General features: G+C 44.2%; 14 protein-coding genes and 3 pseudogenes. 11 read left to right on the top strand and 6 right to left on the bottom strand.

Going from position 1 to position 13,269, the window contains the following annotated elements:
* Positions 1-129 precede the first annotated feature (129 nt).
* The 4 genes from trmH to gmk form a co-directional block, all read right to left on the bottom strand.
* Positions 130-813 carry a tRNA (guanosine(18)-2'-O)-methyltransferase TrmH gene (trmH, locus tag DA100_RS15325; RefSeq protein WP_138972927.1) on the bottom strand — a complete coding sequence of 228 codons (684 nt, stop codon included), beginning with the start codon at positions 811-813 and terminating at the stop codon, positions 130-132.
* 67 nt (positions 814-880) lie between these two features.
* Positions 881-3,010: a bifunctional GTP diphosphokinase/guanosine-3',5'-bis pyrophosphate 3'-pyrophosphohydrolase gene (gene spoT / locus DA100_RS15330; RefSeq protein WP_138972928.1), complete on the bottom strand. Its 2,130-nt coding sequence runs from the start codon at positions 3,008-3,010 to the stop codon at positions 881-883.
* Positions 3,011-3,050: 40 nt separating this feature from the next.
* On the bottom strand, positions 3,051-3,323 hold the full coding sequence (gene rpoZ, locus DA100_RS15335) for a DNA-directed RNA polymerase subunit omega (protein WP_004410883.1): 273 nt from the start codon (positions 3,321-3,323) through the stop codon (positions 3,051-3,053).
* 185 nt (positions 3,324-3,508) lie between these two features.
* Positions 3,509-4,132 carry a guanylate kinase gene (gene gmk / locus DA100_RS15340; RefSeq protein ID WP_138972929.1) on the bottom strand — a complete coding sequence of 208 codons (624 nt, stop codon included), beginning with the start codon at positions 4,130-4,132 and terminating at the stop codon, positions 3,509-3,511.
* A gap of 349 nt (positions 4,133-4,481) precedes the next feature.
* Here gmk and DA100_RS15345 point away from each other — a divergent pair, with 349 nt between their 5' ends.
* The 5 genes and pseudogenes from DA100_RS15345 to DA100_RS21370 all read left to right on the top strand — a co-directional run bounded on the left by DA100_RS15345 (position 4,482) and on the right by DA100_RS21370 (position 7,590).
* Entirely contained in the window at positions 4,482-4,817 is a 336-nt protein-coding gene (locus tag DA100_RS15345) for a phosphate-starvation-inducible PsiE family protein (RefSeq protein WP_138972930.1), read from the top strand.
* A 658-nt stretch (positions 4,818-5,475) separates the two neighbouring features.
* Complete coding sequence (locus DA100_RS15350; RefSeq protein ID WP_138972931.1) at positions 5,476-5,766, top strand: helix-turn-helix transcriptional regulator; 291 nt, start codon at positions 5,476-5,478, stop codon at positions 5,764-5,766.
* A pseudogene (locus DA100_RS15355) lies at positions 5,756-6,260 on the top strand (HipA N-terminal domain-containing protein); the annotation flags it as partial. The gene DA100_RS15350 and the pseudogene DA100_RS15355, both read left to right, overlap by 11 nt.
* Before the next feature lie 211 nt (positions 6,261-6,471).
* On the top strand, positions 6,472-7,308 hold the full coding sequence (locus DA100_RS15360; RefSeq protein ID WP_240800935.1) for a hypothetical protein: 837 nt from the start codon (positions 6,472-6,474) through the stop codon (positions 7,306-7,308).
* A gap of 54 nt (positions 7,309-7,362) precedes the next feature.
* Positions 7,363-7,590, top strand: coding sequence for a hypothetical protein (locus tag DA100_RS21370; RefSeq protein ID WP_240800936.1), 228 nt, complete (start codon positions 7,363-7,365; stop codon positions 7,588-7,590).
* Between the two features lie 182 nt (positions 7,591-7,772).
* On the opposite strand, the pseudogene DA100_RS15365 reads toward DA100_RS21370, so the two are convergent.
* Positions 7,773-7,916: pseudogene (locus tag DA100_RS15365) on the bottom strand (IS630 family transposase); the annotation flags it as partial.
* A gap of 19 nt (positions 7,917-7,935) precedes the next feature.
* Here DA100_RS15365 and DA100_RS15375 point away from each other — a divergent pair.
* A complete protein-coding gene (locus DA100_RS15375) occupies positions 7,936-8,679 on the top strand; it encodes a type II toxin-antitoxin system HigB family toxin (RefSeq protein WP_276608348.1) in 744 nt (247 codons plus the stop codon).
* Here the strand turns inward: DA100_RS15375 and DA100_RS21375 are convergent.
* Positions 8,666-8,854 (bottom strand): annotated as a pseudogene (locus tag DA100_RS21375) (hypothetical protein); the annotation flags it as partial. The gene DA100_RS15375 and the pseudogene DA100_RS21375 sit on opposite strands and share 14 nt — an antisense overlap.
* A gap of 425 nt (positions 8,855-9,279) precedes the next feature.
* Between DA100_RS21375 and DA100_RS15385 the strand changes: the two are divergent.
* The 5 genes from DA100_RS15385 to DA100_RS15405 all read left to right on the top strand — a co-directional run bounded on the left by DA100_RS15385 (position 9,280) and on the right by DA100_RS15405 (position 13,170).
* The gene (locus tag DA100_RS15385; RefSeq protein ID WP_138972932.1) at positions 9,280-10,200 is read left to right on the top strand and encodes an IS5 family transposase; all 921 of its coding nucleotides are present in this window, start codon (positions 9,280-9,282) and stop codon (positions 10,198-10,200) included.
* Between the two features lie 299 nt (positions 10,201-10,499).
* Positions 10,500-10,682 carry an AlpA family phage regulatory protein gene (locus DA100_RS15390; RefSeq protein ID WP_138972933.1) on the top strand — a complete coding sequence of 61 codons (183 nt, stop codon included), beginning with the start codon at positions 10,500-10,502 and terminating at the stop codon, positions 10,680-10,682.
* A gap of 73 nt (positions 10,683-10,755) precedes the next feature.
* Positions 10,756-11,673 carry a TIGR04255 family protein gene (locus DA100_RS15395; protein WP_138972934.1) on the top strand — a complete coding sequence of 306 codons (918 nt, stop codon included), beginning with the start codon at positions 10,756-10,758 and terminating at the stop codon, positions 11,671-11,673.
* 11 nt (positions 11,674-11,684) lie between these two features.
* Positions 11,685-12,266: a hypothetical protein gene (locus DA100_RS15400; RefSeq protein ID WP_138972935.1), complete on the top strand. Its 582-nt coding sequence runs from the start codon at positions 11,685-11,687 to the stop codon at positions 12,264-12,266.
* A 4-nt stretch (positions 12,267-12,270) separates the two neighbouring features.
* Entirely contained in the window at positions 12,271-13,170 is a 900-nt protein-coding gene (locus tag DA100_RS15405; RefSeq protein ID WP_138972936.1) for a hypothetical protein, read from the top strand.
* Positions 13,171-13,269: the final 99 nt, after the last annotated feature.

Here is a 13,269-nt window from a genome sequence, read left to right on the forward strand (position 1 = left end):
GTCTAATTGTCTGAATTTAAAGGAAAAAGTCTGGCATGCAGTGTCAACCCTCCCAAGATTTTCTCGCTACACGCTACTCGCTACACGCTACTCGCTACACGCTACTCGCTACACGCTACTCGCTACTCGCTACTTCTTCTGCATTTCCTTCCACCACTCGTCATCTGCGACAATTTGCCCTTGGTCATCAAGAGGCGGGTAAGGCAATTTCTTTCGTTTGGCTACTTTCGCGAGCACAGGGTGGCCGCGCTCAAACAGCAGGCGGTTGATGGTTTCTTCAGGAACGGAACTGATTTCATTGTCATACATACCCGCTGCTTGGCGTTGGCGTTGTGCTTCATAGAGAATGACGGCACTAGCGACAGATACGTTGAGTGATTGAACCATACCAACCATAGGGATGATGATGTCTTGGTCGGCCATTTTCTTAGCTTGCTCAGAAGCACCTACTTTCTCACTGCCCAGAATGATAGCGGTTGGCTTGGTGTAATCAATGTCACGGAAGTCGACCGCTGATTCGGACAGATTGGTCACCAGAACCTGCATTCCTTGAGATTTAAGCTCGCTGATTGCTTGCTCGATTGAATCATGGGTTTCGACATCTACCCAGTTACGTGCACCTGCTGAAGTATGGCTAAGTGTTCGCATTTTGTTTGGCCAGACAGCATGTATCTTATGAATGCCCGTCGCATCTGCGGTTCGAATAATCGCTGAGACGTTATTGGGCTTATGGACTTCTTCAAGGCACAGAGTCAGGTCAGACTGACGAGCTTTAAGTACTTGTTGGATGCGGTTGTAGCGTTCTAAATTCATAATCTTATACAAAACAAAAGCCCTTGAAACGGTGATTTCAAGGGCAGTGGATAATCAAATCGGAGTCTTAGTTCTTACGTCGACGAACTTTAAGCGTCTGCGGCATCGCTTTTATCTTACGCATAATTCCTGCAAGATGGACGCGATCTTTGGTCGTGAGCAATACCGTGACTGTATACAAGCGACCATCTCGTTCTTCGGTCGACAGACCATGAATGTTTGAGCCGGTCTTAGAGATAACGTTGGTCAGCTCTGCCAATGCGCCTTGACGATTTTGTACGTCTACCGTCACTTCCGTAATGAACTCTTTATCGTAATCTTTCGACCACTCAACAGCCATGTACTTGTCAGGCTCTTTTTGATATCCACGTACGTTAGGACACATTTCACGGTGAACCACGAGGCCGCGACCAGGTGATACGTGAGCAATAATGTGATCATCTGGGATAGGGTGACAACAGTTGGCAAAGGTGAGCAAGATGCCTTCAGCTCCACGGATTGGCAGCTTTTTCTTGTTGCCATTATTACCATTATTGCCATTATCAACTTCAGTAAGTTCATCGGCATCGCCTAACAGTCGACGGGCAATAACGATACTCATCAGTTCACCCAGACCAATATCAGCAAGCAAATCTTCTATTGTTGCGATTTTTAGGTCACCGAGAACATGAGCGATGTTCTCTTCGCTTACATCCGATAGAGAGCGTTCACCAAGAGCGTGGTTTAGTAAACGACGACCAAGCGTAATCGACTCTTCACGGCGCATGGTTTTAAGGACCTGACGGATCTTAGTGCGAGCACGCGAGGTAACAACATAGTTGAGCCAAGCTGCGTTAGGGCGAGCGCCCGGAGCACTGATGATCTCGATAGTCTGACCGTTTTTCAGCGATTTACTAAGCGGGTATGGATTGCGATCGACACGTGCACCAACACAGGTATTACCGACATCAGTGTGTACCGCGTAAGCAAAGTCTACCGCAGTTGCGCCAACAGGAAGTTCGACAATACGGCCTTTAGGCGTGAAGACGTAAATCTCATCAGGGAACAGATCAGATTTGACGTTTTCAATGAACTCAAATGAGTTGCCAGCGCTTTGTTGTAGCTCCAGTAGGCTTTGCATCCAACGTTGAGCTTTCACTTGAGCAGTAGTGCCAGTGCGCTCTCCGTTACCTTTGTATGACCAGTGGGCTGCGACACCTTTGTCCGCCATTTGATCCATATCTTCGGTACGGATTTGTACTTCTACGGGTACCCCGTGAGGGCCAACCATAGAGGTATGAATGGATTGGTAGCCATTCGCCTTTGGTACCGCGATGTAGTCTTTCATACGCCCTGGACGTGGCTTGTAAAGACTGTGTACCTGACCTAGCACTCGGTAGCAGGTATCTGCATCTTCAACGACAACACGGAAAGCGTAGATGTCCATAATGGTATGGAATCGTTGCTCTTTGGTCTTCATCTTGTTGTAGATGGAGAACAGGTTTTTCTCTCGACCAAATACACGCGCGTTCAGACCTACTTCTTCGAGGCGACCTTCAATCTCGTCATGAATACGCTGAATCATCTCTTTACGGTTACCACGAGCCGATTTTACCACCTCTTTTAGTACGCGATAGCGATTAGGGTAGAGGGCTTCAAAACCAAGTTCTTCGAGTTCAGTTTTGATGTTGTGGATACCAAGGCGGTGTGCCAGAGGTGAGTAGATTTCTAGAGTCTCACGTGCGATGCGGCGCTTTTTGTCTGGGCGAAGTGCGCCCAAAGTGCGCATATTGTGTGTGCGGTCAGCGAGTTTGATGAGAATAACGCGAATGTCTTGCACCATGGCAAGCACCATCTTGCGGAAGTTTTCAGCCTGAGCTTCCTTGCGATCGCGAAACTTGAGCTTATCAAGCTTAGAAACGCCATCCACGAGCTCCGCAACCGTAGTACCAAATTGAGACTCTAACTCTTCTTTGGAGACTTCAGTGTCTTCAATGACATCATGTAGCAGAGCGGCTTGTAGCGTCTCGATGTCTAGGCGCATTTCAGCCAGAATACGAGCAACAGCAACAGGGTGGATAATATATGGTTCACCGCTAGAGCGGGTTTGCCCTTCATGGGCGTCTTTCGCTACCACATAAGATTGACGCAGAGCCTCAATTTGAGGCTCTGTTAGATATTCTTGGGCAACGTCTTTGAGGCTATCAAATAGATACAAATTTTAGGCCCGGAAGATAGTTGTTATAGAGAAGCGTTAATTAACGGCTGTGAGCGATGCTGCTAACAGCGGCTAGTTCAGCGGCTTCTTGCTCTTGCTGCTCTTGACGCTCACGTGCATCAAGGATCTCTTTAGTGATAAGACCTTCTTCGATCTCGCGCAGAGCGATAACCGTTTGCTTATCATTCTCTTCTGGCACTAGTGAATCTTTGCCACCAGTTTGCATTTGACGAGCGCGGCGTGCCGCAATTAGAACTAGGTCGAAACGGTTGCCTACTTTTTCAACAGCGTCTTGAACAGTTACGCGTGCCATGAGAACTCCAAATTAGTTAACTTAAATTTTGAATGACGAGAAATTATACAGGGAGAGTGGCTTAGATGCTAGTCACTAGTTACGAGCCACTGGTTTGTTGAAACTCTCGCCTATTGGTTAATGGAACTATTATCTTTTCGAAACTCGAAACTCGAAACTCGAAACTCGAAACTCGAAGCTACAACTCATTCAGCTAAAAGAGCATCCAGCATGCCTTTATATTTATCAGCTTGCTTGTCTTGCTTCAATCTTTCTGCGCGAATGATGGCCTTAAAATCCATTAGTGCGTTGTCGAAATCGTCATTAACGATCACGTAGTCGTACTCACTATAATGTGAAATTTCAGACTTCGCTTCTGCCATACGCTTGGCAATCACAGCATCGCTGTCTTGACCACGCGCGTTAAGGCGACGCTCTAGTTCACCATTTGATGGTGGCAGGATAAATAGGCTTTTTGCCAATGGCATTTGTTCACGGATCTGACGAGCACCTTGCCAGTCAATATCTAGAAAAACATCGATGCCTTTTTTTAGGTTGTCTTCAATCCAAACGCGAGAGGTGCCGTAGTAGTTCCCGAATACTTCTGCATATTCTAGAAACTCACCTTTTTCAATCAGCTCTTCAAAGAGCTCTTTTTGTACAAAGTGATAGTGGACACCATCTTGCTCACCTGGACGCATACCTCGAGTTGTATGTGATACCGACACTTTCATCGCGTAGGTTGGGTTGGTTTCTAGCATGGCCGAAATCAGACTAGATTTTCCCGCACCGCTTGGTGCAGATACGATATAGAGAGTGCCTTTACCCATAGGGACGATTCCATATTTGGTTTGATGACCGTCAGTATCTAATGACTGACATATTAAAGATAGCACTGACCCACTAAAACACCGAAGTGGTTAAATTTAGGCCAGAAAAATGGAGGCGAAGAGTAGCATAATCTATCATTCAGAAACAAGTAGCAGACCTTAATACCGCCCTTATAAACCCCAAGGCTTCATGCACGTTTTAGGCTTTTGGACTTATTGATTTGTGGCTTAAGTATGGCGTTAATCTGGGGTGCTAGAAATCAACTAAAGGATGAACACGATCTGGCACAATTTATTAACCGTCGTGATAAATTGCTTTCTACTTAGTGTCTTATCGAGAAAAGAGGTTATGCCTTCCAATCTACCTAAATCTTTCAGTAAACCATTTCTCAAGAGTTTTCACGTTTTAGAAGCTGTCCTCTTGATTGCGATAACGTTAGCGACCTTGTTTGCTATGGTGAAACAATTCGTGATGAACGGTAAGATCCCTGTACGATATCCTATATACATTGCTATGATGGCAATAGCTCGTTACATCACATTAGGTATGAAGGAGCTTGATGCGACTCTCGTTGTTTGGCTTTCTATTGCTGCATTTATTCTAGCAGCTGCCACTTTAGTGATTCGAGTTGGTCATCACTATTGGCCTTATGTTGATCACACGACAGAAGAGAAGGAAGAGTAGACACTAATCCACTTCTTCATCTCTTGCATCCTCAGGCTAGGAGCAAACATCTATGCTTCTAGCGCTGTGAAAGCGTAAGTCTCAGGTTACGTTTTTGCTTCCTTAAGATCTCAAAAAGGCTAAATTTTTGTATGCAAATATAAAATAATCGCATGTCTCACATGTGAGATATTTCTTGTGTCCTAATCTGCCGTCACACAATTTGCTGCCGCTACACCAATAGTTTAATTTAGTGATGGTACGACGTTCTTTAAAGTATATTTCACGATAGACTCTCAGACTGTGAGCTAGACTTAGTCTGATCATCAAGGTTCGGTTGTTATGTGTTTACAAATGCACCACACGCATTTCCACTACTATTTAGAGACGATGTCTGCCTTCTACTACCTTCCTATATTGGATTGGAAATCAGCCTCAGCAAACCACTGAGTTTGATCAAATTGTTTATGTTGAATCCATAGAGCAACTGCCGGAGAAGATTGGCGGAGCCGTTTGTTTTGACTTCACCGAACCTGACAAATTAGATGATGCCATCAAGACGTTTTATCACAACCGCTGGCGTTGGTCTTGGTTGCTATTCGCTAATGGATACAATAATATCCATTTGCTGTTTTATTTCGCTATAATGGATATAACTGTACCCATTTGGTCTTTGCGGATGAATTTTACTTTACTTGATGATACCGACGTCAGCCAAGCCTATGCAGCTTATTTGCGCGAGTTACGAAAGCAGGCAAAGCTGTCACGAGCGGCGCTTGCTGAGCGAAGCTGTGTACCTGCGGCCACCATTAAGAAGTTTGAGTTGACCGGGCAAATTTCATTTCGCCAATTGTTGTTGCTTTGGCAAACACTTGACTCGCTAGATAGGCTCTATCAACTCACTGAGCCTAACAAAGAGCGCGCCACTATACCCACGAGTATCGATGAGGTGCTAAAAGATGAGTTTTAAACCGATTCAGAAGCTTAATGTTACTCGTACGCTAAGCTCAGGTGAACAGATATCTGTTGGGGGTCTTGGCGCAGAATCGGCAAGGTGTTTTTTTCCAGTATGCAGACAGCTATTTGCAGCAGTTTGGCAATTTATCACCGTTTACCTTGCAGTCGAGCACACAAGTTCAAGCCGCACCTAAAGCGCCGCATCAAGGTGTACATGGCGTATTTGGAGATTGTTTGCCCGATGGCTGGGGCATGTTGTTACAAGATCGTATTTTCCGGCAACAGGGCATTCTGCCTAATCAATTAACAGCGATGGATAGATTAGCCTTTGTCGGTGATAAAGGCATGGGAGCGCTGTTTTTTTCTCCGGTGTCTGAGTTTTCAGCCACCACGCATGCGGATATTGATTTAGCAACCTTGGGCTTAGAAGCGCAAACGCTGTTCGATGCTTCAATGTCAGATTATATGGACGACAACCACGATGAGTTAGATGGGCATACGCAACAGGGTTTCCCAGCAGATAATTACTTCTCGCCGGAAAGAAACCTAAGCATGCTCATCGAATCACGGTTTATTGAGCGATTTTTACAGTTTTGGGGATTTGTGATCATTGATCCAAGACGTTTTTTAAACACGGAACTTATTGGTAGAACGGTACAGGTACTGCCTTTATTAAAACAAACTTTTCAATTCACAATAAATAGATAGCAAGGTCTTCGTGAGCGAATATCAATACTATAAATTCGAGCGTCTGGATGGGTATTTAGATGCTAAAGCACGCCAAGCACTCAGATCGATTTCAAGCCGTGCCGAGATCAGCGCTACGTCCTTTCAGGTGTATTACACCTACAGTGACTTAAAGGCAGAGCCTTCTGAGTTGATGGTAAAATACTTCGATATCGGTTTTTATTATGCCGATTGGGGCTCAATCGATGTATACATCAAGCTACCAGCTGGAACGCTTCCAGATGTGTTACTCGGCTTTTCAATAGGTGGGCTTTATGTGCATCAAAGCGATGAGTGGCAGTTGCTGATTTTTTCCATCGAGGAGTATGACGAATATTTTGACGATGAAGATGCTGACGACTTTTTCCTGCATTTAGCTGCTTTACGCAGTGGGTTAATGCAAGGGGATTGGCGCCTTGTGTACTTCATGTGGCTCAAAGCGTTTGAATTTAATGATGACGTTGAGCGAATGCCGTTGATTAAATTCGATTTTGAACACCTCAGTGAAGAGTTGCAGGCCTTTGCGGTACTGTATGATATTCCCTTAGCATTGGTTAAGGCGCTCGCCATGGTGCTGACCGAACAACCCAGTCACCAAGCCAAACAAACTCAGCTTACGTTTGATGCGTGGCTCCATAATCTCTCGGAAGCAGAGAAAGACACGCTATTACGCACGTTGTTTGAGCAAGGCCAGCTAACCCGTCACCAAGCCTTAGCGCTGACGCGAAAAGAACCTGCCAACATAGACGAGATCTATCAATACTGGTTAACCCCTGCCGTCATTTCTCCTTTCATTGAGCAAGCGCAAAGCCAATTGCAGCAAGAGTAGGCCGCAGCACTCGCAAAAAAATTAGCCATCGAAAAAGCGGAAAAAGAAAAAGCGTTGACGGATATCTACAATCAGCGTGAGCACTACTGGCAGCAATCACAAGAGCAAGCGGATCGAACATGCGCCAGTGGTTACGATACGGCGTCACGCTATCTGCATCAGCTGTTTGAAGCCTATCAGTTCAAAGCGAATGAAGCGGCGTTTGAACAACGTTTTAAGCGCTTTGTTGTGGCGAATAATAGCCGTAAAGCACTGTTAAATCGTTTGAGTGATTTGCTTTAAACGATGAGGCGATAGGCTGGCCAAATGACGTTAGCAAAAAGCTGATTGAGGGTTGATTTGAAGGTTGTAAGCCCACCAAAAAGTCTACAGATTGTTACCTTTTAAGTCACTTTGTGTAGACCTCTAACCGCTGAGTTTTCCAGCTCAGTAAACGCATGGACGAGTGCTCGACTTGCATTACACACTTTCTTTTGCTGACCTTTGGGCATCCAATCTGCTCCAATTTTAGGGTTTAAGTGGATATCGACCTCATCTTCATAAAACACTGGATTGTCAGCATCGCAACACTCCAATGCCTTTTTGATTCTGGCGAGTTTTGCTTCTTTTTCTACAAACCAGTGATCTATATTTAGGAACAGTTATTTAGTTGTAAAAGTCAGGTATCAAAATGGCATTGCTGTTATTGAGTGGGTTGGTACTCATGCTCAGTATGATAAGCAACGCTTTTTGGAGGGGAAGATGAGTCACATTAAATTAATCAAATCAGCACATAATCATGAGTCAGCATTGATGCGATTAATGTCATTAATGGACTTGGATCCGCAGCCAGGTTCAGCCGAATCTGATGAGATGGATGTATTGGCATTATTAATTGAAAAGTACGAAGAAGATCATTTTCCAATCAGTAAGCCCGATCCAATAGAAGCGATAAAATTTAGAATGGAGCAACAAGGTTTAAAAAATCGAGACCTTGTTCCTTTTATTGGGTCAGCTCCAAAAGTTTCCGAGATATTGAATGGAACACGTAGCCTCAGTTTGAACATGATCCGAAAGCTAAGCAGTGGGTTAGGTATATCAGCTGATGTTTTGATTCAATTGCCAGAGCAAAAGCACGCAATTCAAAGAGAAGTAGATTGGCAAGCCTTCCCGATAGCTGAAATGCGAAAGCGTGGCTACTTTGATAGTTTCAGTGGGCCATTGCAAGAGTTAAAGGAATATGCAGCTGAGGCTTTGTCTGACTTTATCGGTTCCGTAAAATCAGGTTTTCATCTTCAACCTGCCTTATTGAGAGCATCTTCTCACCTTCGTACAAATGATAAGGAAACAGATCCTTATGCTCTGTGGGCGTGGCAAGTATCGGGCAGCTAGGGTGTGCTTGTTTAACGCGCGGTAACTGATAGGTCAGCCAGCGGGTTAAACGTTCGGCTGCATTATCGCACTGGCTCAATGCTGGGTAGAGGGTAAACGCGCCATGCCCAACGAGTAAATCGACCACCTGCTTTATCCATTCTCTATCCCAATCGTTGCCACTTGCCCATAACACGTCACTTATCACCTTTTGGTTCTTCATGCCGTCTATTTTCAGTGGTCGGATGCAGACTCGGTGGTGAAATAGATGAAAGAAATGGCCATCAAACTAACCAGTCAAAACGGTTTTTTTGATGACCTGTGCGTGGCTAATTGTTTGATATACATAGTCCAATACGGCGCTGTTTGGCGGCATTTGGCTAGTGCAAAAAAATCGAGACGCCAAACGATCGTTTGCATTCTGGGTTTAAAAAATCAAACGGTTTGTACTTTGGAGTCGAGGTTGGTTTAGAGTGCAAAAAGTGCCAAATCTTGCTTTGTGCCAGAACCGGCAAGGCCTACTGGCTTTTGGCGTAAGGGGGGCTTTGTTGCCAAAATCGAATGAACTAAATCAAAATCTTACGATAAGATCAGGAACATTTATTTACTGACTTTGATTTCATGCCGAAGCCTCGCTACAAAACCACCAACTGGTGCAAGTACAACAACTCCCTAGTCAATCGAGGTTCACTCACGTTTTGGATTGACGAAGAAGCAATATCGGAGTGGACACAATCAAAACAGCGTAGACGTGGTAGACCACGATTGTTTAGTGACTTAGCTATCACGACCGCTCTCATGGTGAAGCGCATCTTTTCCCTCCCCTTAAGGGCGCTACAAGGCTTTATAGACTCAGTATTTAAATTAGCGAATATCCCATTGGTTTGTCCTCACTATACCTGTATAAGCCGCCGAGCCAAGGATGTAGAAGTTAATTTCAAAGCCTCAACACGAGGCGCTATCCAACACCTAGCCATTGATGCAACTGGGCTCAAGGTATACGGTGAGGGAGAATGGAAAGTGAAAAAGCATGGAACTGATGGCAAGCGTCGAGTCTGGCGTAAACTCCATCTTGCGGTTGATACAGACACACATGAAATTATCGCCGCAGAGCTGACACTATCAGGTGTGACCGATGCGGAAGTACTTCCTAACCTACTCAAGCAAACACGTCGAACCATCAAGGAAATCTCGGGAGATGGTGCATACGATACAAGAGAGTGTCACAGAGCTATTAGGGTTAAGAAAGCGACACCTTTAATCCCTCCGCGTGAAGGTGCCGCTTTCTGGGAAAAAGGGCATCCACGTAATCTGGCAGTTGGCTGCCAAAAGCTCTATGGCTCGAACAAAAAGTGGAAACAGAAGTACGGTTACCATAAGCGGTCATTATCGGAGACTGCGATGCATCGCGTAAAACAACTACTAGGAGCTTCACTCACGCTTCGAAATTACAACGCACAAGTGGGTGAGACTTACGCCATGATTAAAGCACTCAACAAGCTAACTGGGATAGGTATGCCTGAAACTCAGTATGTTGTTTAAAATGCGAGCTATTTAGCTAGCGTTCACTCTTTAGCTGAATTCGGCAACAAAGCCCGTGAGTTCTGGCACGCTCGCATTGAAGTTGAGCTGGTTGGCTGGTGGAGTGGGTATTCTTGATAGCTTGCGTCGATACCGAACTGCCAATCAATCCAAGAGGCGATTGACTCTTAAGAAGTAACTCAAAGGGAGGGCAACCTTCCTTTTTTCTGCGGTACTAGTGAAGAGGTGCTGGGATGAGTAAAGCGTTTGTTTTTACAGAGCGAGCTCATGATATGTATACAAACTAGAGGATACACATCATGCAGTTAATCAAAATAAAGGAAGTGATGTATAGAACTTCATTAAGCCAAGCAAGCATCTACAAGCGTATTCAAAACGGGACGTTCCCTAAGCCAGTTAGCCTAGGTGCCCGAAGCGTTGCATGGCACGAAGAAGAGGTGAGTGTGTGGATTCGAGGGGTGGTAATGGAGGGTCGAGTTTGAGTGAGTTGTAGATTAAAACTCTTGTGTGTTTTGATATTCAATAGCTAATATTTGTGTATAATAAAGTGTATTAATGCATTTTGTTATTTGTTTTTTTTTGGTGGGAAATATGATTTCACGAGGTTATCAGCAGGCGCCGCTCTTAATGACTCTTGTAGATGTGCGCTTCTCGGCTATCCCTGATTTCCATGAAGAGGGGAGGCTATTGCAGCTAGAATCATCCTTTAGAGAAATAGGTTTTGTTGAGAAGGTTGTTGAGCAGCAGCAAGAAATTAATTTTGAATTAAAACCAGATGCGAATGGTAAAATTGTACATTCGTCCAAGCCATCCGTGAATCAGGTTGGTAAGCAGCGTTGGATATTCCTAAATTTTGAGAGAACTTTATCGGTGTACGTTGCTCAGGATGGCCTGTCTGTTAAATGTACGCGATACAGTACACATGATAAATTTGTAGAATCTCTTGAAGGTGTTGTATCTAGGCTTGTTGAGGTATTCCCATCCTTATCGAAAGGGGTTATCTCCAGAATCGGTACTCGTTACCTCAACTTGATAGTGCCTCAAGAGGGTAAGAGTGTGGCGAATTATTTAAAAGCGGAGTGGCTACCAAATAATTCCATTCCGACAGAAATAGATGTGGAGTCCGGTGTACACAATCGTCTGATGATGAACTATAAGACAAAGTATGGAAACCTGAGGGTGGAGTCTAATAAGTTTGCGCCCGAGAAAGGTGCCAATATGTCCGTTATACCAAATGAATTAATGGACTCACCTGAAACTGCTTTATCCATTCAAGAACTTCCTTGGTGGGGGGAGCAATTAGGGCGTAATGAAAGCTATGTTGTGCTAGATATTGATTTAAGTAACTCTGTAAGAGAGATGTTTAACATTGATAATCTGGTGGATTCGTTGAATGGAATGAGAACATTAACTAGACCTGCATTTGATATGTGTATTACAGATGAGGCTAAGCAAGATTGGATTGAGCTTTAAGGAGGTTTGCCATGTTAAGTACAGCAAGGGCTAACGTTGAGGTAGGTCCAAGGAATGGTTTTACAACAGCAGCAGTATTAGCTGGTGCCATTTTGGTTACAGGCACTAGTGTTGCAGCAAGTGGAGATTATCGTTCATCTGTTGATGCTAACTGGGAGACTCACCAGCAAGTCGTCGCACCTAATCAGGTTTCTTCTCAAGATATGGTAAAGAGTGTATTGAGTGCCTTTGGTTTAGCGGTTAAGGATTTTGAGCCGATTTTAGGTGTCAAGAGAGCTGCAATTTACAACTGGAAAAAAGGGGCAAATGAGCCCAATGAAGTTCAGTTTGCAATATTAAGGCGTCTGCACGAGGTATCTATTCTCCTTGATTCAAAAGGAGTTAAAATAGGTAGACTGGCAAAAACAAATGTTTATCAGAACACATCTTTGCTAGAAAAGTTATCTTCACCATCGATAGATGTCCAAAGTGTGGTAGAGCATCATGAGTTTTTGGTGTCCAAGGTTCTTAAACAGAAAGTCACTTTCGAGAGTGTGAGCTCAAGTGAGACCCTAGTTGAAGGGGATTCTTTTGTTTCGGTTGAGAGGTCGTAGTTGAATGGCTTCAGGCGATGCTGATTCAGGGCGTGACCCGAGAGAGCAGCTAATCCATAATGGCTGGAAGCAAGGGGCTGTAATTGATTTTGAAAATGCGCAAGAATCAATTACGGCTTCAATTATAAATGGCTCAATCAAACCAAAGCATCAGGCCAAGTTGCTAGTTATTTCACAAGATTGTGACATTCTATCTCACGAGGCTCATGTGGAGTGTTTGCTCCTCAAAAAGGTGAGCAAAGAAGCTCCAAGCCAAAAAAATGGGCATAATCCAAGAAAAATTCAGTTGGACCCAATCGACGATATCTTCTGGGAAGCGAGAGCTGATGATATTGTTTACCTGAAGAAGGATTTTCTTCTGAAAGTGGAACCGCTATCTGATTTTGATGTATCTAACGAGCAGTTAAATGTCTTAAAGCAGTGGAAAGCCAACCGTTATGTTCGCACTGGCCTGCCAGAGCTATTCGTTGAGCGTGCTGGGCACTTCTTTAAGCCTCCTAGAGGAGATGGTGAGGATGAGTCCCTCGAAAATTCAGAGCTATTTAGTCGACTTTCCAAGTACATATCCTCGATTCGAGTGTATTGCCTAGAGGACGGCGATATTACTAAGTGCGGCTTTATTTTGCTTTATAAGTCATTACTGTGCAGTGCTGATAGAGTTGATGTTGATGACATTGAGCAACTCTTCGAGGAGTGCTTACTTGATAAAATTAGAACTTTAGATAAGACCGAGCTAATCAATGACGACAGTGAAGAAGGTTCACTATTTGAGGTTCATAGTCTGAGTGATGTTATGTCCGATATGGAGTTTCCAACTGGCTTGCTTTCTCTCTTCCCTAGGTATTATTTTGATTATGTCTCTTTTGGTGATGAAGAGGATGATTCAGACTTATCTGAAGGTTGATATTAATTCGCGACTCAACATTGCCTTTATCTCAAAACAATACAAAAACTAGCTAAAGCAGCCAAGAAACGTGCAATAAAAAACAACCCTACTAACACG

It is taken from the genome of Vibrio sp. Hep-1b-8, from assembly GCF_006124995.1.
Taxonomy (GTDB): Bacteria; Pseudomonadota; Gammaproteobacteria; order Enterobacterales; family Vibrionaceae; genus Vibrio.